Below are 25,668 nucleotides of genomic sequence, written 5' to 3'. Positions count from 1 at the left end.
TAGCTATGGTGATGCGATGCAGCTCGATCATTTCATTCTCCAGGAGCATCTGCGAAACCTCTACTTGACCGATGACAAGGGCCGCCTGGTCGCGGTCAGGAAGGACGACCTCAAGACCTTCCACGGCTTGACGGAAAATGTTTGCCGAAGGCCGGACGGAAGCACGAACCTCTACCTTCATGAGCCTCGGGCGATCGAAGAATTCCTCAATCGCATCGAACCGAACTACAATGCCGCGCTCGATGGGGTGCGCAACCGTGCGATCGAGGTCGAGCATTTCTATGTGACCGCCGGCTTCGTCGCCTACACCTTCAGCGCCCGAACCGGAGGATCAGGCGGGATGAGGCTGATCGCACCGCTCACGCCCAGAACATGCTTCGTCACGCTTCCCGGAACGGAGACGCAGAAACGGATCGTGCTCTACGGGATCAAGGCGGATGACGACCTTGTCCGGCGAATTTACATCGTCCTGACCCAGGCCGCCGTCGAGGAGTTTCTCTCGGCTCCCAACCTTGTGCCCTTTGACGGTGAGGGCGGGTCGCTCGGCGACCTTCTCGAGAACCTTGCCAAGCTCGCTCGCGGGCAGAACAGGGATCACCTACAATCCGGATATTCAACGTGACCCTCGATTCAGCGCTTATCGCCAAGCAGCAGCGGCTCAAACAGATCCTCCAGGACGAGATCAAGGAGGGCGATTTCGAGCGCCTGGTCGCGTCGCTTGTAAGCCGAATGCTCGATGTCGGCATCGCGATGGCCAAGCACGGCTTCCAGTTCGGTGGCGACGCCGGCCCCAGCGGCCGCGAAGGCCGGCGCTTCCGCATCGAAACCAAGCGCTATGCCGACAGCACATCACTCAGTCACCGCGAACTCCTCGGCGAGGTGGATCACGCGCTGCAAAGGGATGGAGCGCTTGAGGGCTGGTTCCTCGCCGCTACAAAGCGCGTCTCCGAGCAATTGGAGACGGACCTCCTTCTCCACGGCGAAACGCACGGCGTTCCCATCGTCGTCATCGATTGCAAGGTCGACGATGACGTCTGGTCCCTGACCGCGCTTTGCACTGTCGACCCTGCCATCCTCGACACCTTGGTGTCCAAGGAAGCGGGCGACATCGCCCGGGACTTCGTCGCGCCCGCCAGCGGCCAGTTGCAACGTCTTCGCCGCGAATGTGAGGCGTGGCAACTCGGTTTCGAGACCTTGCGAAAAGTCTCCCACGCAGAACTCGAGAGGATCTGGTCCAGCCCGCGGGCGGCGATTGCCAAGCTCGGTCAGGATGCAGCTTGCGGCAGCCGCCCTAACCGTGTGCCGCGCCGGAGCGTCAACCAGGCCCTCGATGCCTGGTGGAGTGGCGCTGCCGCGGGCGACGCACCTGCCGCAGTCCTCGGCCTCGACGGGGTCGGAAAGACCTGGGCGAGCCTCGATTGGCTCGTGGGCCATCGCGACCACCAGCCTGCCATCCTTGTGATTCCCGCGTCGGTTGTGGCCGGTGCCAGGATTGGCAATGCCGCAGCCGTCCGGCGCCTTCTCGCCGAGCAGGTCCATGCGCTCACAAACGTGCGCAGCATCGACCACTGGGTGACGCGCCTCGAAAGGCTGTTCCAGCGACCGGCGGCAGAGGGGCCGCTGCTGACCCTAATGCTGGATGGCCTCAATCAGGTCTCTGGCGTTCCTTGGATCGACCTCATCCGCATTCTCCAGGACGATGCCTTCGCCGGCCGCCTCCGATTAATCGTCACCACCCGCAACTATCACTTCGAGGAAAAGCTTCGCTCGCTACGAGGGCTCGCCGTCCTGCCAACCCCGATCGAGGTTGGCGTCTATGACGACACCGAACTCGACGCGATGCTCGCTTTCGAGCATCTGCAGCGGCAAGACCTCCATCCCGAACTCGTTGCGCTCGCCCGCAGGCCCCGCCTCTTCGCTCTCGTCGTCAAGTTTCGGGACCGGCTGGTCGAGGCCGGGTCAATCACACCCCATCGCCTGCTGTGGGAGTATGGCAAAGACACGCTCGGTCCCCAGGGCGGCCGTTCCTTCACTGAACGGGAGTGGCGCGAGTGGCTGCAAAAGCTCGCGCAAAACGTCCTCGACAACACCAGCGCATTCACCACCCAGTCGCTTGCCGACAGCGCGGCGCGCCCCGACCTCAGCGAGTCCGATGTGTTCGCTCGGATGAGCGATCTGATCGACGGCAGTTTCCTCAACACAACCTCGCGAGGGTACGAAGCGACCCCTGCCGTCGTGGCCCACGCCCTGGGGCTGGCGCTCCTTGTTCACCTCGACGGTCTCGCAGCCGGAGCAGATTATGAGGGGGCCCTGAACAATTGGCTCGATGCTATTTCCGGACTGGACGAACGAGCCGAGATCCTTCGCGCATCGGTCTCCATCATGGTCGCGCGCGGTGGCGACCTCCCCGAGTACGCCAAAGCCATCCTGCTCGCCTGGCTGCAGAGCCAGAACATTCCCGATACCCACCTCGCCGACCTCATCGGCCTGGCGCGACCGTTGGCGGAACCTCTCCTCGGCGCGATCGAGATCTCTGCCTATGTGCACCGATCGGCCCGACTCTGGGCAGTCAATGCGCTGCGTTCCCTGCCTCGCGACGACGCCGGCCTGCGTGACCTCATCGTTGCGAAGGCGGCGGAATGGCTTCGCGTGGTATCCCGCGACATCGATACGCGGAACGCGAATTCCGAGACGGAAAAGTCGCGGATAGCGCGTCTGTCCGAACGAATCGGCGTCGATCGAGCCGGTCCTCTCACAGTGCTCAGCACGCCGATCGAACTCGTCGATCAGGCGTCGACAATGGCGCCCGAAACGATCCCGTCGCTGATCGAGGGCTTCCCACTCGAACATGTCCTCCCGGTTTTCGAAGCCGCAGCGATCGCCTTCGCCATCCGGCATCGCGACGATATCTGGGAAAGCCTCAAATGGCTGATCCTCCTCAACGAGCTTGACCGCCCCCAAACCACCGCGGCGATCCGAGCAAGAGCGAATGCCATTGCGGCTATCACTCCAGAGCCCGGCGTCCATCCCGACGTGGCCCTGCGGGTGGCGGCCCTGCTGCTCTGGCTAAATTCCACCGACGAAGACGCCGAGGCGGCCGCTGCCCTCCATCCCGCGCTCTACCGGGTCTGGGACTACGACAGTGACTACCTAGTCGATCCGGGCGCGAGCTTCTTTGCTCTCGAGAGGCGCCATGCCACTTCCGTGCTCGAGAACACGAGCCTCACACTCTTCTCCCGGCTCAACCGCAGCCGGCACCTCTGGCTTGACCCGACGTTCACGCCGCCGCCATCGGTGATCGACGAGCTTGTCAAAAGCGTCGCGAACTTCCCCGCCAACGACCTCGACGCCGACATCTCCCCGACGGAGGTCGATCTCGCCTTCGATCAAAATGCACCGCTTCTGGCACGAGGCGCGCCCGAGGCCCTCGCCGCGATCGTTCGTGCCAAGCTCGCAGGGCTCGGATCCCGATCGCCGAGTTCGCGATATTGGGTGGCGGCACGCATCTGCGAGCACACAATCTTGTGGGATGCTTCGAGCGCCTCGCCGGCTCAGCAACTGCGCCAATCAAGTCGGCAGCCAGACGCTTCGGAAGAGTGTTACGCCGCTTCCAACCTCGTGATGGTCGAAGTCCTCGATCTTCCCCCGCTCGACCAGGTCCAGCAGATTGTCGCAGCAGGCCTGGGGAACGACCTCGACTTCGAAGAGATTGTTGGCGAACTGACCGCCGACGACGTGGATAAGCTGATCGCACGGTTCGGGTCGGCCGATGCGGCGGCAATCGACAACCTCATGGCCCTGCTGTTGATCACGCAAGCTCCCCTGAGCGACAGCGCCTGGAATTGGCTGCTGCCGTTCGCCTTCGGGGACAACGCCGAACAGCGGCGATCGATCGTCTTTCACACACTGACGCAATTCGACCCCAAGCGGCTCGGCAGAGAATTGATCGCCAGAGACTGGTCTTGGCAACCCGGTGGCGAACAGCTCTGCAATCACTATGGCTCGCTGGCGCTCGCCGAGGCGGCGGACGCGATCCCCTTCGATCAACTCGCCATGCGCCTTGCGCCGTGGCTGCTGCTGCATGTTGCCCGCAAGCGTGGCCAGAGCCCGTCCGAAACCGTGCTCGCCGCCCAACTGCTCGACAACATTCTGCGACCGACCACTCTCGACCTGCCGGAGATCGGGTCGCAGATCGTCATCTATCTCGAACGACGAGAGGGACAACCGTTCGCCTTCTCCATGCTCCCGCCACCGCCCGAGGACAACGGCGACCCGGCCCAGAGATTCCAGGCAATGATGGATACCGAAGGGCGACAGACAGCCAGACGTCGCGCTGTGGAAACCGCCTTGGCGCGCATCCGGCAAGCCCATGAAACCGGAGCCGATCTCTTCCTCGCCAGCTTTCAGAGCTTGGATTTGCGGACGCTGTTCCGCGAGGCGCCGGACCTCATCGATGGCTGGACCGCGGGCGCGTCCGACGTCACCGCCGACTTCAAGCGACGCGTGCTGCGAGCGGAAGGCTTCTACATCGCGCTCTGCGAAGCGGCCCTCGAAGAGCGTCCGGACCTGGGATCAATTTTGTGGCGAGCGCTGCAGGCGACAGGAGCGTTGAGAGTGCTTGGCCGCTCGCACGTCCCCGAACTCGTTCATATCCCGTTCCGGGTTCGGCAGACGCCCCAGTCCGAGCAAATCCTTGACGAGTTGCTGGAGTTGCCCAGCGCTAATACGGACAAGGACCTGTTCGATCTCGCTCTGGCGGCGACCATCAATGGGCGGACCCAGTGGCTCGAGGACGTGATCGCGCGAGATGCCGCCTCGACGGCGACCTGGCGCCGAATGCGTGCGGAGACCATGTCTGGCTTCGGTTCCTACTATAACCTGCCAATCGACGACGCCTGGCCAGAAGGCGAACTGACTGCGGCCGAGCATCGGCGCAACCAGTCGGCCAAATGGCGCCTTGGTGAAGCCTCAACTCGGCATTGGCTTAACGCCTACCTCCATGCCCCCGACGAGGCATCCGCAAACGCCGCCTGGATCCTCTTCATGCAGTGCGCCGATCGACGTGCCCTGCAACGGCTAAGGACCGAGTTGCCTGCCTGGCGAACCAGAGACCGGCTGCAGCGCCTCAAACGCGCGCATGCGATTTTCAATCTCCAGGTCCTCGAGCGCGCCATCGAGAAGCGCGAAAAGCCACTCTCGGAGAACTTCCTTGGCCGGAAAATTGTTCGCGGCATCAGCCCCTGGAACTAGATCACCGTGCATTTCCGGGGGAGCGACATGCATTTGAACTGCACTCGGACCTGCTTGGCCAGAGGCTCTCCGGCGCTCTCGGGGCGATGCGTCTCCGCGCTCAACCAGCCCGACAATGTCGACCTGAACGAAATTCTGTTCCGGTACTGTACAAGGGTGGCGACCAGAGTCCGCTTGGGCCAGAAGCGGTCACTAAGGTAGCGAACCGCCAACGTCCGAATTGTGGTCAGACGCAGAACGGCAGCTTACTGCTCGCTGATCCCCAGAACCGGACGGTCCGAACACGGCCCCAAACGAGATACTCCAAAAATGAGTAGGCAAGAAAGGCTTCTGACGCGAAGCGCAATTTGTTGCCGTAAGGGCGGATTGAGGCGGAGAATTTACAAGTCTCCGTGCAGTCATGCCCCCGCAACCAAATTCCACATAATAAATCCAAATCTCCTCTCTACATCAAACTCGTCAGAAAAAGCCTCAAACAAATTTTGACCGGCCTCCCAACGGCTAACAAACCATCCCGCCTGAACTTCTTGGTCCATACGTCAAGTCCGGGCAGCGATAGAGATTTACCACAGAAACCCCAAGCGCGGGCCTTCGCGCGTTTGCGCCTGCTCCCAACGCCGTCGCGGTCGCGCTTTCGTCCAGCGTGAGCCTTCTTGGCGCGTTAACGCCTTTACATTCTACTTTCTTGATTGGCATACTCGAACATTGGGAAACGGAGGGCGGTCTCTCTTTCGACGGACCGCGGCATTGTTCGATGTCGTTTGCTGACCATGTCAGGGAAATCGAAAGCGTCAGTCAGGGCGCACGGACCGGGCGTGACGATCTCGTCGTGGAGTCCTGGCGGCGTTGCCTTGAGGATTACCAGCTTGATCCTTCCCGCGCCCGCGAGGCGGTCATCGTTTCTGAGACCCTTCTGCGTGAGCACCGGCAGCAATCGGAGGATCTCGTCCGCATTGCGCGTTCCGGGCTGGAACGGCTCTATCATCAGGTTGCCGAGCAGAACTACGTGCTGCTGCTATCCGACCGGCAGGGCGTCACGGTCGAGTTCCTCGGTGATCCGTCCTTCAACAACAACCTGCGTAAGGCCGGGCTCTTTCTCGGTTCGGAATGGTCTGAGCCAAGGGCTGGAACCTGTGCTGTGGGCGCCTGCATTGCGACCGGCGAGGCGTTGACGATCCACCAGACCGATCATTTCGATATGACGCACACGCCGCTCTCCTGCACGGCGGCGCCGATCTATGACATGCATGGTTCGCTGGCAGCGGTTCTGGATATTTCGCTCCTGAGTTCGCCGATCCTGAAGACGAGCCAGAATATCGCTCGCCATTTTGTTTCCTCGACGGTGCGCCGGATCGAACTCGCCAATCTGATGGCGCACAGCCGCAACGATCTGGTCCTGCGCTTTGCAGCGGCACCTGAGTTTCTTGATGTGGATCCGGAAGCCGCCATCACTCTTGATGGCTCCGGCCGGATCAGCGGCATGACGCATGGAGGCGCGCGGATTCTCGCGACTTCCTGCGGTCTGGACTGGCGTCGTCCGCAGGACATCATCGGCCAACCGGTGTCCCGCTTTTTCGATGCCGATGTCAATGAACTCGCTGCGCTCACCCGCAGTCGGCTGCCGCAGGATAGGCGGATCGCGATCCGCGATGGCAGCATACTCTATGCCCATGCGATCGAGCCGCAGCAGAAGACGAAGGGCGTTCCGGTGTCTTCGGAACGATCCGCCGTTCCTGCCGTCGGCCGGCTGGGAGGCGATACGCCGGAAATGGATGCGCTGCGTCGCAAGGTCATCCGGCTCGGGCGTACGTCGCTGCCGATCCTCATTCAAGGCGAGACGGGAACCGGCAAGGAGTTTCTCGCGCGCATCATCCATGATGCGAGCGGGCTGAAGGGTCGGTTCGTGGCCATTAATTGCGCTGCCATTCCAGACCAGTTGGTGGAAAGCGAGTTGTTCGGCTATCTTCCGGGCGCGTTCACCGGAGCCCTGACCAAGGGCCGCAAAGGACTGATTGAGGAAGCCGATGGAGGCACGCTCTTTCTTGACGAAATCGGTGATATGTCTCCGACCGCCCAGAGCCGGCTGTTGCGCGTGCTGGCCGAAGGGGAGGTGCTACCGGTCGGCGGCTCTGTGCCGCGCAAGGTGGATTTCCGCGTTGTTTCCGCCTCTCACCGCTCGCTTGCCGGTCTGGTGGAGAAAGGACTTTTTCGGGGAGATCTCTACTACCGTCTTAACGCGGCGATGATGGTCTTGCCATCGCTTCGTGATCGCGAGGACTTTCCATGGCTGCTCGACCGCCTCCTGGAAAAGCATGGGGCCGCCGGTAGGCCCTTGCGTCTTTCCGATGCCGCGCGCTGCGTGGTGCTCGGTTATGATTGGCCGGGGAATATCCGCGAACTGGACAATGCGCTCGCCTTTGCCGGTGCTCTCTGCGAGGAAGGCCTGATCGAGGTCTCCGATCTTCCGGAGCATCTCGGCAGAACACCTTTGCCGGAGCCGGTCAACGCGCGTGAGGCCGAGCTTCGCGCCGTTCTCTCCGCCTGTGACGGTAACGTTTCGGAGGCGGCCCGTCGTCTCGGGATCGACCGCACCACGCTTCATCGGCAGATGCGGCGTTTCAATATCGGCAAGCTTCATTGAGGTGAGCATGGTGCCGCACCTGTGGCGCCACACTTGTCGCATCTCCCGGCGGAAAAGCATTGGCTTGCCGGATGAAAATTCAGGAAACAGCGGCTTTTCCGGGTGTCGGTCCACCATGGCACGCACCTTGCTGCCTAGTCTGCATTACAAAAGCAGAAAAGGGAGTAAACATGCGAGCCCTCCGTTTCCACGCAGCCAAGGATCTGCGTATCGACGACATTCCGGAACCGAAGAACCCGGGCAAGGGGCAGGTTCTTGTGCGCAACCGCTTCGTCGGCATCTGTGGCACTGACCTTCACGAATACAGCTATGGCCCGATCTTCATTCCGACCGAACCGCATCCGTTCACCGGCGCGCATGGCCCGCAGGTTCTCGGCCATGAATTCGGGGGTGTGGTCGAGGCGATCGGCGAGGGTGTCACCTCGGTCAAGGTTGGCGACCGTGTTTCCATCCAGCCGCTGGTGATGCCGCGTTCGGGCGACTACTTCGCTGACCGCGGGCTTTTCCACCTCAGCACAGAGCTTGCTCTGGTTGGCCTTAGCTGGGATGGCGGCGGCATGGCCGAAGCCGCGATCGTCAACGAATATAACGTCCAGAGAATCCCGGACGAGATGACCGACGAGGAAGCCGCGCTGGTCGAGCCGACGGCGGTTGCCGTCTATGCCTGCGATCGTGGTGGTGTCACGGCCGGCAACAGCGTTCTCGTCACCGGCGCTGGCCCGATCGGCATGCTGACGCTGCTTGCCGCGCGCGCAGCCGGCGCCGCCCAGCTCTTCGTTTCGGACCTCAACGACGCCCGTCTCGAATATGCCAAGGGCATCCTGCCCGACGTCATCACCATCAATCCCAAGCGTGACAATGTGGGCGACGTCGTCCGTTCGCTGACCGAAGGCAATGTCGGGTGTGACGTTGCTATCGAATGTGTCGGCAATGAGCATGCTCTCAAGGCCTGTGTCGATGCCGTGCGCAAGCAGGGCGTGGTGGTGCAGACCGGCCTGCATCCGCATGAAAACCCGATCGACTGGTTCCAGGTGACCTTCCGCGATCTGGAAGTGAAGGGTTCCTGGGCCTATCCGACCCATTATTGGCCTCGCGTCATTCGCCTCATCGCCTCCGGCCTGCTGCCGGCGAAGAAGGTCGTGACGAAGCGCATCACGCTGGATACCGCGGTCAAGGAAGGCTTTGACGCCCTTCTCGACCCGGCCGGCACGCATCTGAAGATCCTGATCGATCTTTCGAAATAAGGTGTCTTCCGCGTCGCCTGCCGGGAAGAGGAGCCCGGCCGGCGATTGCGGCGATCCCTTGAGATGTCGCCCGCTGAGGCAGGCGGCATCGCATCAGGCAGTTTCAAGCAACCATGGAGGAGATGACATGCTTGACGGAAGCCCCAATACCAAAATCGATGCCGTTCTCGCCAAACTCGGCCGAGCCCTTGAACAGGGTGATATCGAGGCCGCGGTCAATCTGTTCCAGGCGGATTGCCATTGGCGCGACCTCGTTACCTTCACATGGAACCTCAAGACACTGGAAGGCCGGGAACAGATCCGCGATATGCTGCAGAGCCAGCTTTCGTCGGTCCGGCCGGAAAACTTCGTGCAGGATGCGAAGGAGCCTGCAAGCGAAGACGACGGCGTGACCCAGGGCTGGTTCGAATTCGAAACCGGTACCGCGCGCGGCTACGGCCAGATCCGCCTGAAGAACGGCCTGATCTGGACGCTTCTTACCACCATGAGCGAGCTGAAGGGCCATGAGGAGCCGAAGGGCATCCGACGCCCGATGGGCGCCGAACATGGCCATGACAAGGGTCGCAAGAGCTGGAAGGAAAAGCGCGAGCAGGAGGCCGCCGAGCTTGGCTACACTACCCAGCCTTATGTCGTGATCATCGGCGGCGGGCAGGGCGGCATCGCGCTTGGCGCGCGCCTTCGCCAGCTTGGCGTGCCGACCATCATCATCGAGAAGAACGAGCGGCCGGGCGACAGCTGGCGCAAGCGCTACAAGTCGCTGTGCCTGCATGACCCCGTCTGGTACGACCACCTGCCCTATATTCCCTTCCCGGAAAACTGGCCGGTCTTCACGCCCAAGGACAAGGTCGGCGACTGGCTGGAAATGTACACCAAGGTGATGGAGCTCAATTACTGGGGCTCGACTACCTGCAAGTCTGCCGCGTTCGATGAGGCCACCGGCGAGTGGACCGTGGTCGTCGACCGCAACGGCGAGGAGGTCGTTCTGCGGCCGAAGCAGCTGGTGCTGGCAACCGGCATGTCGGGCAAGCCCAACGTTCCGAAGGTTCCCGGACAGGATATCTTCAAGGGTGAGCAGCAGCATTCCTCCCAGCATCCGGGACCGGATGCCTATGAGGGAAAGAAGGTCGTGGTGATCGGCTCGAACAATTCGGCCCACGATATTTGCGCAGCCCTCTGGGAGGCGGGGGCCGACGTCACCATGGTGCAGCGTTCCTCCACCCATATCGTCCGGTCGGAATCGCTGATGGAAATCGGTCTTGGCGATCTCTATTCGGAAAGGGCGGTGGCTGCCGGGATGACGACGCGCAAGGCGGACCTGATCTTTGCCTCGCTGCCCTATCGCATCATGCATGAATTCCAGATCCCACTGTACAACCGGATGCGGGAGAAGGATGCGGACTTCTATGCTGCGCTGGAAAAGGCCGGCTTCATGCTGGACTGGGGCGCTGACGGTTCCGGCCTGTTCATGAAGTATCTGCGGCGCGGTTCCGGCTATTACATCGATGTCGGGGCCTGCGATCTGGTGATCGATGGCTCGATCAAGCTCAAGTCCGGCTCGGATGTCGAGCGACTGACGGAAGATGCCGTGGTGCTGAAGGACGGCACGGTGCTGCCGGCCGATCTCGTTGTCTATGCGACCGGCTACGGCTCGATGAACGGCTGGGCCGCGGATCTCATTTCCCGCGAAGTGGCTGACAAGGTCGGGAAATGCTGGGGTGTCGGTTCCGACACGCCCAAGGATCCCGGTCCGTGGGAAGGCGAGCAGCGCAACATGTGGAAGCCGACGCAGCAGGAGGCACTGTGGTTCCACGGCGGCAACCTGCACCAGTCGCGGCACTATTCCCAGTATCTCTCGCTGCAGTTGAAGGCCCGCCAGGTGGGTATCGATACCCCGGTCTACGGCCTGCAGGAGCGTCATCACCTGTCATGATCAGGAATACCGCGCCGGCGAGAGACACCGGCGCGGTATCGTTTTCTGACGGTTTCATGACGGAATTGGAAGAAGGCTGAAAAGCGCCGTTAAGCGGCTGACACGGACAGCACCTAAACACATCGGACATAGCGAGGACAACGTCCCGCCTCCAGTGTTTCAAGGTGCTACCCCATGAAAATCGTCCAGATCAGCGATACGCATTTCAGTCCGTCCAAGCCGTACTTCAACGGCAACTGGGAGCCGGTCCGCCGCTGGATCGAGGCGGTGAAACCCGATCTCGTCGTGCATACCGGCGATCTCACCATCGACGGCGCCGACAAGGAAGACGACATCGTCTTCTCGATGGCGCTGCTCGACGAACTCGACGTGCCCGTGCTGATCGTGCCCGGCAATCACGATGTCGGCCATATGCCCGGCTCTCACCAACCGATCAATGACGAGCGCCTTGCCCGCTGGCGGCGTCTTGCCGGTCCTGACCGTTTTGCCAAGGATGTGGGCGAGTGGCGGCTGATCGGGATCAACAGCCTGCTGGTCGGCTCCGGCCATGCCGAGGAGGCGATGCAGCTCGACTGGCTTGCGGAGCAGCTTGAGACCCGCGACGGTCGCCGTGTGGCGATGTTTGCCCACAAGCCGCTGTTCGTCGACGATCCCTCCGAAGGCGATACGGGATACTGGGGGGCAACGCCGGCAGAACGCCGGCATCTGATTGATCTTCTTGCGGCGCATGACGTGGCGCTCTACGCCAGCGGTCATCTGCACTGGACATGGCAGGGCAGGCTGAACGACACCAAACTCGTCTGGGCGCCGCCAACCTCCTTCATTCTCGACAAGATGGAACGCGAAATGCCGGGCGAGCGTCTTGTCGGCGGCGTGGTGCATCACCTCGGCGATGAGGTGACGAGCGAGGTCTTCGCCGTTGAAGGGACGACGGCCTATATTCTCGATGATGTCATCGAGGAGGTCTATCCGCGCGCTGCCACGGCAATTCCGGTGGAGGCGGCCCAATGAGCGCCTTCAGCCTTCGCGACATCGAAAAATCCTATGGCGGTAACAGCATCCTGAAGGGTGTCAGCCTCGAAGCCGAGCCCGGCGAGTTCATTGCGCTGGTCGGACCGTCGGGCTGTGGCAAGAGCACCCTTCTGCGTATCGTCGCCGGTCTCGACCATGCCGACCGGGGCGAGATCGTCATCGGCGGTACCGATGTGGCGCACAAGGCAGCCGGCGACCGCAACGTCGCCATGGTCTTCCAGTCCTACGCGCTTTATCCGCACCTGACCGCCGCGCAGAATATCGCCGTGCCGCTTGCCATGCGTCGCTTGAGCACGGCCGGCCGCCTGCCGCTGATCGGCGGGATGATTGGCAGCCAGCGCCAGATCCGCGCCGATATCCAGCGTCAGGTCAACGAGATGGCGACGTCCCTCAAGATCGACCACCTGCTCGACCGCAAGCCCGGGCAGATGTCCGGCGGTCAGCGTCAGCGTGTGGCGCTGGCCCGCGCCATGGTGCGCCATCCCAATGTCTTCCTGATGGACGAGCCACTTTCCAATCTGGACGCCAACCTGCGCGTTCATGCCCGTGGCGAAATCGTCGAACTGCATCGCAAGGCCGGCGTGCCGACGCTCTATGTTACCCACGACCAGTCGGAAGCGCTTTCCATGGCGGACCGCGTGGCGGTGATGATCGGCGGCCGGTTGCTGCAACTCGATACGCCGCGCAACATTTATGACAATCCCGCCCATATCGAGGTCGCCCGCTTTCTGGGTCAGCCGCGCATCAACGTAATCCCGACCCGGGGCGATGACAGCGGTCTGGTGCAGGCCGGCGACATCAGGCTTGCCACACGCAGCTATCTCGTTGCGGGCGCTGCGGTTTCCGTCGCTTTCCGCCCGGAGTTCGTCCGGCTGGCGGCAAGCGGCGAAGGCGGCCTGCCGGCGAGCGTAGAGCGGCTGGAATTCCTCGGCTCGGAAGTCGTGGTGTTTACGCGGCTGGCGGCGATGGAAACCATCGTCGTCGCGAAGATATCGCCCGCCGAGGCCATCGGCCTGTCTGCCGGCCAACGCGTCGACCTGAAGATGGCTCCCGAAGCGTTGATGGTCTTTGACGAACACGGCGCAAGACTGTCGGCGGACGTCGCCTCGAACGCGGAACATCGGGCGGAGGCGCTTCATGGCTAGCCTTGCTTTCGACGGGATGCAGGCGGGTTCGGCTCATTCGCCGGCAAAGGTTGCGCAGCGCCGGGAGGCGCGTATTGCGCTTCTTCTGTCCGCGCCGGCACTCGTATTGATGCTGCTCTTCATCATCCTGCCGACGATTGCCGTGATCTTTCTCGGCTTCACCGATTTCGAACTCGGCTACGGCAGCTTCCGTTTCGTCGGCTTCGAGAATTATGCCGACCTGATCGGCGACCGGACCTTCCGTAGGTCCCTTTGGAACACCACGGTCTATGCGGCCATCGTCGCGCCTGCGTCCATGGCGCTTGGCCTTGGTATCGCGCTTCTGATCGAGGCGGAAGGTTGGGGCAAGGGGTTCTTCCGCACCGCCTACTTCCTGCCGGTCGCCTCGCTGCTCGTCGCCATGGCGACCGTCTGGCAATATCTCTTCCATCCGACCATCGGCCCGATCAACGCTCTTCTCGATCTGGTGGGCGTCACCGGTCCGAACTGGCTCGGCGCATCCAGCACGGTGCTGACCAGCCTCGCGATCATCGGCATCTGGCAGTCGACCGGTTTCAACATGGTGCTGTTCCTGGCCGGTCTCTCCGCGATCCCGCGAGAACTCTATCAGGCGGCGGAGATCGATGGCGCACGCTCGGCCTTCTCCCGGTTCAGCCTCGTGACCTGGCCCATGCTCGGGCCGACCACGCTCTTCGTCACCACGATCAGCATCATCAACGCGGTCAAGGTGTTCGAGACGGTCAAGACGCTGACCGAAGGCGGCCCGAACAAGGCTTCGGAGGTCCTGCTCTTCACCATCTATCAGGAGGGCTTCGTCTTTCTCCGGGTCGGCTATGCCTCGGCCATGACGGTGATCTTCCTCGCGATCCTCGTGTCGCTGATGTTTCTCCAGTACCGCGTCATGGACCGGAAGGTGCACTACGCATGATGAATGACACTCTTTCCCCCGGTCGCATCCTGCGGCTTTCGGTTCTGACGATCGGGGCGATCGTCTTCCTCGCGCCCTACATTTTCATGATCTCCACGGCTGGCAAGGCGCAGAGCGATATCTTCTCGTCGTCGCTCTCGCTGATCCCGCAAACCTGGTTCTATGTGGAGAACTTTTCCAAGGCTCTCAGCCGCGTGTCGATGGGCAGCCTGCTTCTCAACGGCGTGGTCGTCTGCGGCCTGATCCTGATCGTGCAGGTCGTGGTCGCCATCCCCTGCGCATATGCCATGGCCAAGCTTTCCTTCCGGGCGGCACGGCTGATGATGGCGCTGGTCATGCTCGGCCTGCTGGTGCCGATCCATGCGACTGCGCTGCCGCTGTATGTCGCCTTCGACAAGATGTCGGCGCTGAACAGCTACTTTGCGCTCGTCGCACCGTTTTCGATCTCGGTCTTCGCCATCTTCCTCTTCCTGCAGTTCTTCCGGGGCATTCCCGATGACCTGATCCATGCGGCGCGGCTGGACGGCATGTCGGAAACCGGCATTGTGATGCGGGTCATCGTGCCGAATGCGTGGCCAGCGATCACGGCATTCTCGATCTTCTCGGTGGTGGCCCACTGGAACGACCTGTTCTGGCCTTTGATCGTCGTCACCAACCAGGCCTATGCGACTCCGCCGCTCGGACTTCTCTATTTCCGCGCCGCGGAAGCCGGCGACGACTACGGCGCGCTGATGGCCGCGACTCTCATCATCACTCTTCCCCTCGTCCTCGCTTTCCTGTTCGCGCAGAAGCGGTTCGTCGAGGGCATCACCATGACCGGTCTGAAAGGCTGATCGGTCCAACCCAGGAGCACAGCGATGACTCTCTTCAAAAAGGCGATTGCCGCGGCGGCCGTGACGCTGGCGACGATCGTTCCGGCCCATGCCGAAACGACGCTCAATGTTCACTATCCGATGCCCGGCTTCTTCAAGGACGTGATGGACACGATCTCGAAGAAGTTCATGGAAGAAAATCCGGATATCAAGATCACCTTCGCCAATCCTTCCGCGACCTATGAGGAAGGCATCCAGACCATCATGCGTCAGGCCGGCACGGCTGAGATGCCGGATATCACCTTCATCGGCCTCAACCGCCTGCGCATGGTCAACGAGCGGGATATCCCGGTCGATCTCGCTCCGTTCATCGCCAAGGACGGCAACATGGCCGAGCAGGGCTTCTCGGACAACATCCTGAAGCTCGCCCAGGTCAAGGGCAAGCAGGTCGGTCTCGCCTTCGCGACCTCCAACCCGATCATGTATTACAATGCCGATCTCGTTCGCAAAGCCGGCGGCAACCCGGATGTCCCGCCGAAGACCTGGGACGAAGTGATCGCGCTTTCCTCCAAGGTCAAGGCGCTCGGCGACGGCAACGAAGGCATCGACTTCCGCTGGCAGGGCGACGACTGGATGTTCTCCGCACTGCTGTTCGGTGCCGGCGGCAAGATGCTGAACGACAATGAAAGCGCAGTCGCCTTCAACGGTCCGGAAGGTCAGAAGGCCATCGAACTGCTCGACCGCATGGTCAAGGAAGGCGGTCTGCCGGTCTTCACCAAGCAGGCCGGAGAGCAGGCCTTCGTTGCCGGCAAGGTCGGCTTTGCCTTCCAGACCACCGGCGCGCTGCGCAACACCATCAAGAACGTAGGCGACAAGTTCGATCTGCGCACCGCCCAGATCCCGCTGATCGATCCGGTAAACGGCAAGCTGCCGACAGGCGGTAACGCTGCCGTCATGCTGACCCGCGACGCCGCCAAGCAGGATGCTGCCTGGAAGTTCATCAAGTTCGCCGCCGGTCCGTTCGGCGCCTCGGTTGTCGTGCCGGGCACCGGTTACGTGCCGAACAACGAACTCGCCGCCGCTTCGCCTGAATATCTCGGCAATTTCTACAAGGAAAACCCGCTCTTCGTCGCCGGCCTCTCGCAGATGCCGCGCATGATCCCGTGGTATGCCTTCCCGGGCTCCAACGGCGTGAAGGTCACCCAGACCATCGTCGAGAACCTGTCGCGCGTGGTCGAGCAGACGGCTTCGCCGAAGGAAGCTCTCGATGATGCGGCTGCCGAAGTCGAAAGCCTGCTGCCGCGCAGCTGAGGCATATCATTTGACGAGGAACCAAGAAGCGCCGCCCGAAGGGGCGGCGCTTTCGTCGATGCAGGATGAAGATGAAAGCGTCAGCCCAGTCGGCGCACGGTGCCGCCGGCATGCAGCTTGTAACCGATCATCAAGTGACGCGGGGTTGCGGCGTTTTCGGCGATGTCGAGCAGCAAGGAAGCGGCGGTTGCGCCCATGCTGGTATCGGGCATTTCCACCGTCGTGAGCGGCGGATCGATCAGGCGGCCGATGGCGATGCCATCGAAGCCGACGACGGACATGTCGCCGGGGACGGAAAGGCCTTCACGTCTGACCGCGCCGATGACGCCAAGCGCCAGGAGATCGTTGGAAGCGATGATTGCCGTGGGACGCTGGCGCTTCAGCGGTTCGGCAAGATCGAGTTCGTCGTGTCCCGTGACGAAGGGGATCTGCAGCGCATCGAGCACAGGCAGGCCTGCGGCCGCCATGGCCTCGCAATGGCCGTCATAGCGCAGCTTTGCCCGGTCGGACGCGTCGAAATGGCCGGAGACGAAAAGGATCCGCCGATGGCCATGTTCGATCAGGTATTCTGTGATTTCCTGCCCGGCGAGCCGGTTGTCGGTCGTCACTGCCGCAGGAAAGCGTGGTGTTGGCAGGTTGTTGAGCAGCACGGTTGGCGGCATGGCAAAGGGCAGGGACAGTTCGCTCTTCAGCGGGTTGCACACCGTAAGGATCAGGCCTGTCGGCTTCTCGGAAAGGAGATATTCGATGGCTTCCGCCTCGCGCGCCGGGTCGTAGTCCGATTGTGCGATCAGTACGCCGATCCCGGAAACGCGCATGCGGTTCTGGATGCCGAGCAGCGAAGCGGCAAAGACAGGATTGGTGATGCTCGGGATCAACACACCGATGGCGGATCTGCGCCGGATCATCGGGGCGGGGCGTTCCGTCCGGCGATAGCCGAGGTCGGAGGCTGCCTTGCGCACGCGCCGCACCATGCCTTCACTCACCGGACCGCTGCGGTTGAGGACCCGGCTGACGGTGGCTGTCGAGCAGCCGGCTTTGGATGCGATGTCCTGAAGCGTCGACATTTGGCCCTCGGCGCGGTTTCGGGTCCTTCGGTCCGGACGGACCTGCCTGGCGATGATCCGATAACGGGTCGTTGTGACATTGGTTTGAAGGTTGTCACAAAGGGAGCGGCTGCCGCCCGTTGATGGCTCCGGCGACAGCCAGTCTTTTCACTCGGCGGCGGCAGCAGTCTTGCGACTGTTCAGCGCGATGAGATTGCGGGCTCGTTCAAGGCTTTCCGGCTGTTCGGCACGGTAGCGGGCGCCTATTTCCATCATCAGCACGGTGCCGGGCAGGAATTCCAGCTCGCTGAAGATGTCGTCCCAGTCGATGTCGCCCCAGCCGAGCGGCATGTGCAGGTCGCCGATGCCCATCGCGGTGTTTTCCTGCGGATGGTAGCCCTGATAAAAGCCCTGGGGACGGCCGAAGGAATCATGGACATGCAGGTGACCGGCGACGGGCGCCATGGCACGGAGCTGGTCGCGGAAGTCGAGACCGCGATAGGTCGATTCGATGTAGGCGTGGCTGAAGTCGATCAGCGCGACAATGTTCGGATGGTTCAGGGCCTTTACGGTTGCCGCGACCTCGGCCGGTGTCTGGCGATACTGGCCGGGCTCGGTGGTGAAGATGTTCTCCAGCGCGATCTTCACGCCATACGGCTTGCAGAACTCGGCGAGTTCGAGCAGCGCTTCGCGCTCCCGCATATCGGCTCCGGCGCGTTCGGCAATCTGGTCGGCGCGCAGGCAACCGCCGTGCTGGACGAGGATGCGTGCACCGACCCGGTCGCAGATCTCGACCAATGCCTTGGCGGCGTCGAGCTGGTAGCGGCAGCTCACCGGATCCATGAAGTTCGAGGATACGAGGCCGTGCACCGTATAGCGGAAGTCGAACTGGCTGGTGAGCGCGATGAGGCGTTCGGCCCGTTCCTTGATGATGCGACCGCCGGCGATCAGGTCGACACTCGTGATGCCGAGTTCGACCGTGTCGACGCCGATTTCGGCAAGTGCGCGCAGATCCTGTTCGAGGCTGGCGAATTCGCCGTCTTTCGAGCCGACGTTGAAGCCGGTTCCAATGATATTGCTCATGGTTATCTCCCGAGAGGTATGAGGAAAGTCATGCGTGTTCGGTGGTCTCAGCGCGAAGGCGGAGCGCAAGATCGGGGCTGTCGGAGGTCAGGTGACCGATGCCGCGTTCCAGCCAGGGCCGGATCAGCGTTTCCTCGTTGAGCGTCCACACGCAGAGACGGTCCAGCGGCAGCCGGGCTGTGATGAGGTCCCATTCGGCCTGCATCAGCTCGTGATGGATGGCGACGATATCGACAAGGCTCTCGACCTTGTCGAGGAATGCGGCAAGTCCGCCCTGCCGGTCAGCCCAGTCCTTGTTCACAGAAACGAGCCGGGCGACCTGCGGCGCGGCTTTACGGCAGCCTTCGAGGATCGAGGTGTCGAAGGAGGTGAGGTGCGAGCGTTCCGTGACGCCGAAACGGGTAGCTTCCTCGACAACCTTTTCGACGATGCCGTGATAGGGTTTACCGTTCTCATCGATCTTGATCTCGATATGCAGGTCCTTGCCCGAGGGGGCGAGAACGGCAAGCACGTCGGCAAGGGTCGGGATCGTATCGTCCGAGCCTTTCAGCTTCGTCGTCTTGCGGGTCTCAGGCGAAAGCGTGCGAACCGGGCCGGTGCCTTCGGTGGTGCGGTCGAGTGTTGCATCGTGGATGACGATCAGCTCTCCGGCATCCGTCAGGTGAACGTCGAATTCTATGGCGTCAACGCCGAGCGCAAGCACGTTGCGGAAGCCGGTGAGGCCGTTTTCGGGCCATAGGTTGCGAGCGCCGCGATGGCCGGTGATCTTTGTCATGGGTCTGTCCTGATCGGTGGAGTTTGAAGACATTCAGCGCACGGTGGGGTCGAGCTTGTCCCGCAGCCAGTCGCCGACGAGCGAAATGGAGAGCGTCGTCAGCATGATGACGAGGGCGGGCGCGAGCATGATCCATGGTGCGCGGGTGAGATATTCGCGGCCGAAGCCGACCATGTTGCCGAGGCTGGTTTCAGGTGGCTGGACGCCGAGCCCAAGGAAGGAAAGGCCGCTTTCCATGAGGATGATCTCGGGAAAGGTGAGCGTCATCGAGACGATGAGGGTCGAGGCGACGTTCGGCAGGATGTGACGCATGTAGACGCGGAGCGGGGTTGCGCCAAGCTGCACCACCGCGGCGGCATAGCCCTGTGCGCTTGCCGAGATCGCAAGGCCGCGGGCAATGCGGGCATAACGTTCCCATCCGTAGAAACCCATCAGGCAGACGAGCAGCGTCATCGACGAGCCGAAGAAGGCAAGCACGGCGAGCGACATGATGAGGAAGGGAAGCGCTGCCTGGAAGTCGGCGAGAACCAGTACCAGATGCTCGACGGTGCCGCGGAACTTTGCCGCGAGAAAACCGAGCGTGGTGCCGAAGACGGCGGAAATGATCGTCGCGCCGAAGGCAATGACGAGCGAGACGCGGATCGACTGGATGAGACGCGAAAGGACGTCGCGGCCGAGTTCGTCGGTGCCGAGCAGGTGGCCGGGATGGCCGGGCAAAGCGAGACGGCTTCTGAGGTCCATGGCGGTGATGCCGTAGGGTCGGATGCTATCGGCGAAGAAGGCGACGAACACCATTGCCGCAAGCCAGAAGATACCCAGTCCGACGGATAGAGGCACATTGCGGCGAAGCATGCGGATCAGGCGCATGGTTCCCCGCGGGGCTGGATGAGCGTGAGAGATCTCGATGGAGGTCATGGCTTCATCCTGTTCAATGGGCTGTCTGGCTGCGAAGCCTGGGGTCGAGCCAGCCGTAAAGCAGATCGACAACGAGATTGGAGAGCACCATGGCGGCGGCGACGATCAGCAGGATGCACTGCACGACCGCGAGGTCGCGATTGGTGACCGAGACCACCAGCAGGCGGCCGATGCCGGGCCATGAGAAGATCGACTCGACCACGACGGCGCCGGCGATCAGCGAGCCGACCATGAAGCCGACGATGGTGACGATCGGGACGGCTGCATTCGGCAAGGCATGACGCCAGACGACGTCAGGCCATTTCAGCCCCTTGGCGGAGGCCGTGCGGATATAGGGTTGGCCCATCACCTCGATCATGGCGCTGCGTGAGAAGCGGGCCAGGATGCCGATGCCGCCGATGCTCATGGTCAGGGTGGGAAGGATGCCGTGCATCCATGTGTCCTGCCCGCCGGACGGAAGCACACCCAGGATGACCGAGAAGATCAGCACGAGCAGCAGGCCCATGACGAAGGAGGGGATGGTGAAGCCGAAGATCGCCGCAAGGATCACGCCACGGTCGATGGTGCTCTGGCGGTGAAGCGCGGCATAGACGCCAGCGGGAATGCCGATGGCGAGCTTCAGCAGCAGGGCCGGAATGGTTAGCTGCAGCGTGGCCGGCACGCGTTCGATGACGAGTTGCAGGGCGGATGCCTTGTCGCGCATCGAGACGCCGAAATCGCCGGTGAAGATCTCCTTGATATAGGCGAGGTACTGGATCCACAGGGGCCGATCGAGGCCCCAGGCGGCGCGGAAGGCATCGATCGATTCCTGCGGCACGTCAGGGCCGAGCATGACCTGTGCCGGGTCGCCGGACATGCGCAGGACGATGAAGGCGAAGGTAACCACTGCGAGAATGGTGATGAGTGCCCTGAACAATCGCGTGAGAACGAAACGGATCATGATTTCCCTCTCTTCTTCAGGCGGCCATCGAGGCGTCGCCGTCGTCGATCATGTGACAGGCGGCGGTGCGGCCGTTGCCGAGTTCGCGCAGAGCCGGAACCGAACTGCGGCAGATATCGCCGGCAAACGGACAGCGCGGGTGGAAGGCGCAGCCTGCCGGACGATTGGTCGGGTTCGGCGGTTCCCCTTGCAGGATCATGCGGCCGGTCAACGGTTTTCCCGGAACGGGTACGCTTGAAACCAGCGCCTTCGTGTAGGGATGGCGGGGCGAATGGAAGATCACGTCCGACGAGGCTTCCTCGACGATCCGGCCGAGATACATGACGGCGACACGGTCGGCGATGTTGCGCACGACCTTGAGGTCATGGCTGATGAACACCATGGCGATATCGTTTTTCTCCTGCAGATCGCGCAGCATGTTGACGACCTGCGCCTGGATGGAGACGTCGAGCGCCGAGACCGGTTCATCGCAGACGATGAGTTTCGGGCGGGTTGCGAGCGCCCGGGCAATGACGGCGCGCTGGCGCTGTCCGCCGGAGAGTTCGTGGGGATAGCGGTCGGCCTGATCGTGGCGCAGGCCAACGGCAGCCATCAGTTCCTCGACGCGTGCCGGACGTTCGTTCTTCTCAATCAGGCCGTGGATATCGAGCGGTTCACCGATCTGGGCCGCGATGGTCAGGCGGCGGTCGAGGGCCGCCAGCGGGTCCTGGTAGACGAGTTGCATGCGGGCGCGCAGCGCTCGCCATTGCGGCGTGCCGAAGGTGGGCATGGATTGTCCTTCGAAGGTCACTCTGCCGCTCTGGGCGGGGTCGATACCGAGCAGCATGCGCCCGAGCGTCGACTTGCCGGAGCCGGATTCGCCGACGATGCCAAGCGTCTCTCCGGGCTGGACGGTGAGGGACACGCCATCGACAGCGCGGACAGGTGTGGGTCTGCCCAGCAGGCCGTGGCGGATCTGGTAGATGCGGACGAGTTCTTCGGCCTTGATGAGAGGTTCTGACACTTAGACGCTCTCCAGTATCTTCGTCTCGACGCGTCTGATCGTCTTGACGGGAACGGGGTTGAGGCAGGCGAGCAGTCGGCCGTCGTTCATCGTCTCCAGCGCGGGCAGCAGGGCGTGGCAATCGTCTTCGGCGTGGGCGCAGCGTGGGGAAAAGGCGCAACCGGTCGGAAGATGCTTCGGGTTCGGCACTGTACCGGGAATGGGGATCAGTCTTTCGCGCGGTCCATCGAGGCGCGGGATCGCGTCGAACAGGCCGCGGGTATAGGGATGGCGAGGTTCGCCGAAGAGCTGGGCAATGCCGCCTTCTTCGACGATGCGGCCGGCATACATGACGCAGACGCGCTCGCAGACCTGGCTGACGGCGCCGAGGTCGTGGCTGATGAAAACAGTCGCCATGCCGGTCTCGGCGCGGAGCTGGATGAGGAGATCAAGGATCTGCGCCTGGATCGTCGCGTCGAGCGCGGTCGTGGGTTCGTCGGCGATCAGGAGGTCGGGCTCGCCGGCAAGCGCCATGGCGATCATCAACCGCTGACACTGGCCGCCGGAAAATTCATGAGGATAGAGGTCGAAGCGACGGCGGGCATCGGGAATGCCGACCATATCGAGCAATCTCAGGGCTTCAGCCTTGGCCGCCTCGCCTCGCAGACCGCGATGAAGGGCAAGCGCTTCCGTGATCTGCCGGCCGATCCGGAGCACGGGATTGAGCGAGCTCGACGGGTCCTGGAAGATCATTGCAATCTTGCCGCCGCGAACGGCTTCCAGCGCGGATCGCGGGCCGCCGCAGAGTTCCTTTCCGTCGACGCGGACCGATCCGCTTACAGTGGCCTTGCCGGGCAGAAGTCCAAGCGCCGCAAGCCAGGTGACGGACTTTCCGCAACCGGATTCACCGACAAGGCCGAGAGCTTCGCCGGGTTTCACATCGAGGTTTATGCCGTGCAGGACCTGCACGCCGTCAAAGGCGACTTTCAGGTCGCGAATTTCCACGAGATGGGTGTTCATGGCGATCACCTTCTTCAGGGATGTGGGCTTCATGGCCGATGCGTTGCAACCGGGCGCTTGCCGCGGCCATTGCAGGAAAAGAGATCCGGCGACGCGTGGCCGCCGGATCGCATCGGACCGATCACATGGTCCAGTTGTTGGAGCGGAAGTCCATGGCGAAGGCCGGCGCGGCCTTCCACTTCAGCGAGGACTTCATGCCGGTGAAAACCGCGTTCTGGTGCAGGACCTGATAGGCTGGGTCTTCGCGTTCGGCGATTTCCAGCATGCGGGCGATGGCCTTCTTGCGCAGCGCGCGGTCCGTCGAGGTTTCCATAACGACAGAAAGTTCGTTGACCTCGGCGTTCGACCAGTCCTTCTTCTGTTGCATTTCGCCGTTCGGGCCGAACTGCACCACCATCGGGGTGATCGGGTCGTTGATGGTGTTGGATGCCGACCAGTCGCGCACACCCTTGACGCCCTGCGGATCGTGGATTTGCGCCCAGTTTTCCTTCATCTCGATTTCGACGTTGAGGCCGACCTGCTTCCACATCTCGACCATGATCTGCGCATTGGCGGTCTGGTTGGTGTAGTAGTTGTTGAGAAGGCGGTAAGGGATTGGGTCGCCCTTGTAGTTGGCTTCCTTGAGGAGCTTCCGGGCGAGCTCCGGATTGAATTCCGGTGCGGCCCAGCCATCGATGAACATGTCGGTGGCCTTGAAGGATTCAAACTGCAGACCGGCGGGAACGACGGTCAGGCCACCCCAGAGGGCCTCGACGATCGCCTGACGGTCGATCGAATGGGTCATGGCGCGACGGACCAGCGGGTTGGCGAGGATTTCGTTCTCTGTGTTGAACACCGAAATGCGGTGGTTCCAGATGGTCGAGCTCTGCACTTCGAAGCCGGGTGCTGTCTGTACCGTTGCAATCTGGTCCGGCGGCAGATCGCAGGCGAAGTCGTACTGGCCGGAAAGCAGGCCGTTGACGCGCGAGGCGACTTCCGGAACCTCGACGAAACGGATTTCCTCGAGCGGCGGGCGGCCACCCCAGTATTCATCGAAGGCGACAAGGGTCAGCGAGACGTCCGGCTTGTATTCGCCGACCATGTAGGGGCCGGTGGTGATCGGCTTGCGTGCCCAGTCGGTATAGCTTGCGGCTTCATCCCAGGCGCGGCGGTTGGCGATCTGACTGCCGCCGGAATAGAGGCGGCCTTCCAGCGTCACATCAGGCGTCGCGTTGTGGAAGCGGACGGTATACTTGTCGACGGCTTCGACGCCGGCGAGTGCCGGCCACAGGCGACGGCCGATGCCGGGAACGATTGCCGGCAGTTCCTTGACGGTGGTTGGCTTGTTGTCGGATTCGAAGATCGTCTTGCCGCCCTTCGGCTCGGTATTGCCGAACACGCGCTCCTTGGAGAAGGAGAAGACGACGTCGTCCGCCGTCAGTTCGTCGCCGTTGTGGAATTTCACGCCCTGCCGCAGCTTGAGTTCGAGGGTCTTGTCGTCGATGCGGCGCCATTCTGTGGCGAGGCCGGGAACTGGACCCTGGTTGCCCATCCAGTCACGCAGGATCAGACCTTCCCAAAAGTTCGGGAAGAAAATGCGCTCGCCGACGTTGGACTGTTCGTTCCAGACGTCGAGGGTATTGTTGTTGGTGATCTTCTGTACAGCGATGGTCACCGAAGGGCGCTTGCCCTGGCTGGAAACCGAGCGTGGCAGGATCAGGCTGCCGGCGGTCGCGCCCATAAGTCCGAGCGCGTTACGTCGTGTGATGGGAAGCATCGGAATACTCCTTTTCGCAAGAGGACGGCATGGAAAGCGGAAGCAGTGTTCTTGCGTCTTCCGGATGTCCGTCTGTTAATGGACCCATGAATTTTTGATGATATTGCCCGTCGCGGAGGCCGCGACGGGCAGCGATCAGGCGTCCACGGCGAGATCCGCGACATCGCGTCCAAGGGAATGGCGCGCTGGCGTGGACAGGACCGTGTCGAAAGCTTTTGAAAGTTCATCGGCGCCGGTGACGACGCAGATTGCTCCAGCGCCAGCGAGCACTTCGTGACGTCCCTCCCGCGGATCGGTGGGATCGACGAAGCCGATAGCCCTCATGCCGGCGGCGGCCGCACCCGTAATGCCGTGGGCGCTATCGTCGATGACAAGGCAGCGCGAAGGTTCGACGCCGAACCGCTCGGCGCAGAGAAGAAAGAGATCCGGCGCAGGCTTCGGTCTTTCGACCATCTCGGCGCTGAAGACGTTCGGCGAGAACTCGTTCCAGAGATCGAATAGGCCAAGACTGTTCTTCAGCCGCTCCACCGTGCTGTTGGAGGCGACGCATTTCGGTTGACGCAGGGCGCGCACGACAGGGACGATGCCGGGCATCGGGGTCAGCGCGTGGGCGAACTCGGGGTAAAGATTGGCCGAGGCTTCGGCAAAGACGCTTTCGACATCCTCAATGCCGAGTTCCTCGGCGCAGATGCGTTTCGCGTCCGTCTCGGAGTAGCCAGTGAAACGGTGGTGGACGTCGGCATGGGAAATGTCCGAGCCGGCGTTGCGCAGAGCCTGCCAGAATACCCGGCTGGCCAGCGGCTCGCTGTCGATCAATACGCCGTCGCAATCGAAGATGATGAGATCTGCTGTCACTAT

The 25,668-nt window shown here is 62.3% G+C and carries 19 protein-coding genes; 10 read left to right on the top strand and 9 right to left on the bottom strand.

Features of this window, described 5'->3' with window-relative positions; translation table 11 throughout:
* Positions 1 to 16: 16 nt before the first annotated feature.
* The 10 genes from H4I99_RS21485 (at position 17) to H4I99_RS21440 (ending at position 16,293) form a co-directional block, all read left to right on the top strand.
* A complete protein-coding gene (locus tag H4I99_RS21485; protein ID WP_163901768.1) occupies positions 17 to 622 on the top strand; it encodes a DUF4238 domain-containing protein in 606 nt (201 codons plus the stop codon).
* Entirely contained in the window at positions 619 to 5,250 is a 4,632-nt protein-coding gene (locus H4I99_RS21480) for a hypothetical protein (RefSeq protein WP_163901766.1), read from the top strand. The genes H4I99_RS21485 and H4I99_RS21480 overlap by 4 nt, the downstream gene beginning before the upstream one ends.
* A gap of 754 nt (positions 5,251 to 6,004) precedes the next feature.
* Positions 6,005 to 7,891 (top strand): sigma-54-dependent Fis family transcriptional regulator, encoded by a 1,887-nt coding sequence (locus H4I99_RS21475; protein ID WP_163901764.1) that lies wholly within the window; start codon positions 6,005 to 6,007, stop codon positions 7,889 to 7,891.
* A 170-nt stretch (positions 7,892 to 8,061) separates the two neighbouring features.
* Entirely contained in the window at positions 8,062 to 9,135 is a 1,074-nt protein-coding gene (locus tag H4I99_RS21470; protein WP_163901762.1) for a 2,3-butanediol dehydrogenase, read from the top strand.
* 127 nt (positions 9,136 to 9,262) lie between these two features.
* A complete protein-coding gene (locus H4I99_RS21465) occupies positions 9,263 to 11,065 on the top strand; it encodes an NAD(P)/FAD-dependent oxidoreductase (RefSeq protein ID WP_163901760.1) in 1,803 nt (600 codons plus the stop codon).
* A gap of 174 nt (positions 11,066 to 11,239) precedes the next feature.
* Positions 11,240 to 12,076, top strand: a complete 837-nt coding sequence (locus H4I99_RS21460) for a metallophosphoesterase family protein (RefSeq protein ID WP_163901758.1) — start codon at positions 11,240 to 11,242, stop codon at positions 12,074 to 12,076.
* A complete protein-coding gene (locus H4I99_RS21455; RefSeq protein ID WP_163901756.1) occupies positions 12,073 to 13,242 on the top strand; it encodes an ABC transporter ATP-binding protein in 1,170 nt (389 codons plus the stop codon). The genes H4I99_RS21460 and H4I99_RS21455 overlap by 4 nt, the downstream gene beginning before the upstream one ends.
* A 16-nt stretch (positions 13,243 to 13,258) precedes the next feature.
* Positions 13,259 to 14,170, top strand: coding sequence for a carbohydrate ABC transporter permease (locus H4I99_RS21450; protein WP_425314404.1), 912 nt, complete (start codon positions 13,259 to 13,261; stop codon positions 14,168 to 14,170).
* Positions 14,170 to 15,003, top strand: coding sequence for a carbohydrate ABC transporter permease (locus H4I99_RS21445; protein WP_425314403.1), 834 nt, complete (start codon positions 14,170 to 14,172; stop codon positions 15,001 to 15,003). The genes H4I99_RS21450 and H4I99_RS21445 overlap by 1 nt, the downstream gene beginning before the upstream one ends.
* A gap of 24 nt (positions 15,004 to 15,027) precedes the next feature.
* On the top strand, positions 15,028 to 16,293 hold the full coding sequence (locus H4I99_RS21440; protein WP_163901750.1) for an ABC transporter substrate-binding protein: 1,266 nt from the start codon (positions 15,028 to 15,030) through the stop codon (positions 16,291 to 16,293).
* An 80-nt stretch (positions 16,294 to 16,373) separates the two neighbouring features.
* Here the strand turns inward: H4I99_RS21440 and H4I99_RS21435 are convergent, their stop codons facing one another.
* The 9 genes from H4I99_RS21435 to H4I99_RS21395 form a co-directional block, all read right to left on the bottom strand.
* A complete protein-coding gene (locus tag H4I99_RS21435) occupies positions 16,374 to 17,360 on the bottom strand; it encodes a substrate-binding domain-containing protein (RefSeq protein WP_163901748.1) in 987 nt (328 codons plus the stop codon).
* A gap of 147 nt (positions 17,361 to 17,507) precedes the next feature.
* Entirely contained in the window at positions 17,508 to 18,422 is a 915-nt protein-coding gene (locus H4I99_RS21430; RefSeq protein ID WP_163901746.1) for a TIM barrel protein, read from the bottom strand.
* Positions 18,423 to 18,450: 28 nt separating this feature from the next.
* Complete coding sequence (locus H4I99_RS21425) at positions 18,451 to 19,197, bottom strand: glycerophosphodiester phosphodiesterase family protein (protein WP_163901744.1); 747 nt, start codon at positions 19,195 to 19,197, stop codon at positions 18,451 to 18,453.
* 33 nt (positions 19,198 to 19,230) lie between these two features.
* Complete coding sequence (locus H4I99_RS21420; protein ID WP_244625225.1) at positions 19,231 to 20,064, bottom strand: ABC transporter permease; 834 nt, start codon at positions 20,062 to 20,064, stop codon at positions 19,231 to 19,233.
* Between the two features lie 61 nt (positions 20,065 to 20,125).
* Positions 20,126 to 21,052 (bottom strand): ABC transporter permease, encoded by a 927-nt coding sequence (locus tag H4I99_RS21415; RefSeq protein WP_163901740.1) that lies wholly within the window; start codon positions 21,050 to 21,052, stop codon positions 20,126 to 20,128.
* 16 nt (positions 21,053 to 21,068) lie between these two features.
* Entirely contained in the window at positions 21,069 to 22,055 is a 987-nt protein-coding gene (locus H4I99_RS21410) for an ABC transporter ATP-binding protein (protein WP_163901738.1), read from the bottom strand.
* Positions 22,056 to 23,087, bottom strand: coding sequence for an ABC transporter ATP-binding protein (locus tag H4I99_RS21405; protein WP_425314399.1), 1,032 nt, complete (start codon positions 23,085 to 23,087; stop codon positions 22,056 to 22,058).
* Positions 23,088 to 23,175: 88 nt separating this feature from the next.
* Complete coding sequence (locus tag H4I99_RS21400) at positions 23,176 to 24,810, bottom strand: ABC transporter substrate-binding protein (RefSeq protein WP_163901736.1); 1,635 nt, start codon at positions 24,808 to 24,810, stop codon at positions 23,176 to 23,178.
* A 135-nt stretch (positions 24,811 to 24,945) separates the two neighbouring features.
* Positions 24,946 to 25,665 (bottom strand): HAD family hydrolase, encoded by a 720-nt coding sequence (locus tag H4I99_RS21395; RefSeq protein ID WP_163901734.1) that lies wholly within the window; start codon positions 25,663 to 25,665, stop codon positions 24,946 to 24,948.
* Positions 25,666 to 25,668: the final 3 nt, after the last annotated feature.

The sequence above is a fragment of the Paenirhizobium daejeonense genome (genome assembly GCF_014280875.1).
Taxonomy (GTDB): Bacteria; Pseudomonadota; Alphaproteobacteria; order Rhizobiales; family Rhizobiaceae; genus Allorhizobium; species Allorhizobium daejeonense.
The sequence above is the reverse complement of the archived record's forward strand: the minus strand, read 5'-3'. Positions and strand labels throughout refer to the sequence as shown.

Excerpts from the sequence above, each read along its gene's own strand:
- H4I99_RS21485 (WP_163901768.1), top strand. The coding sequence starts at position 17 with ATGCAGCTCGATCATTTCATTCTCCAGGAGCATCTGCGAAACCTCTAC.
- H4I99_RS21475 (WP_163901764.1), top strand. The coding sequence starts at position 6,005 with ATGTCGTTTGCTGACCATGTCAGGGAAATCGAAAGCGTCAGTCAGGGC.
- H4I99_RS21470 (WP_163901762.1), top strand. The coding sequence starts at position 8,062 with ATGCGAGCCCTCCGTTTCCACGCAGCCAAGGATCTGCGTATCGACGAC.
- H4I99_RS21465 (WP_163901760.1), top strand. The coding sequence starts at position 9,263 with ATGCTTGACGGAAGCCCCAATACCAAAATCGATGCCGTTCTCGCCAAA.
- H4I99_RS21460 (WP_163901758.1), top strand. The coding sequence starts at position 11,240 with ATGAAAATCGTCCAGATCAGCGATACGCATTTCAGTCCGTCCAAGCCG.
- H4I99_RS21455 (WP_163901756.1), top strand. The coding sequence starts at position 12,073 with ATGAGCGCCTTCAGCCTTCGCGACATCGAAAAATCCTATGGCGGTAAC.
- H4I99_RS21450 (WP_425314404.1), top strand. The coding sequence starts at position 13,259 with ATGCAGGCGGGTTCGGCTCATTCGCCGGCAAAGGTTGCGCAGCGCCGG.
- H4I99_RS21445 (WP_425314403.1), top strand. The coding sequence starts at position 14,170 with ATGAATGACACTCTTTCCCCCGGTCGCATCCTGCGGCTTTCGGTTCTG.
- H4I99_RS21440 (WP_163901750.1), top strand. The coding sequence starts at position 15,028 with ATGACTCTCTTCAAAAAGGCGATTGCCGCGGCGGCCGTGACGCTGGCG.
- H4I99_RS21435 (WP_163901748.1), bottom strand. The coding sequence starts at position 17,360 with ATGTCGACGCTTCAGGACATCGCATCCAAAGCCGGCTGCTCGACAGCC.
- H4I99_RS21430 (WP_163901746.1), bottom strand. The coding sequence starts at position 18,422 with ATGAGCAATATCATTGGAACCGGCTTCAACGTCGGCTCGAAAGACGGC.
- H4I99_RS21425 (WP_163901744.1), bottom strand. The coding sequence starts at position 19,197 with ATGACAAAGATCACCGGCCATCGCGGCGCTCGCAACCTATGGCCCGAA.
- H4I99_RS21420 (WP_244625225.1), bottom strand. The coding sequence starts at position 20,064 with ATGCGCCTGATCCGCATGCTTCGCCGCAATGTGCCTCTATCCGTCGGA.
- H4I99_RS21415 (WP_163901740.1), bottom strand. The coding sequence starts at position 21,052 with ATGATCCGTTTCGTTCTCACGCGATTGTTCAGGGCACTCATCACCATT.
- H4I99_RS21405 (WP_425314399.1), bottom strand. The coding sequence starts at position 23,087 with ATGAAGCCCACATCCCTGAAGAAGGTGATCGCCATGAACACCCATCTC.
- H4I99_RS21400 (WP_163901736.1), bottom strand. The coding sequence starts at position 24,810 with ATGCTTCCCATCACACGACGTAACGCGCTCGGACTTATGGGCGCGACC.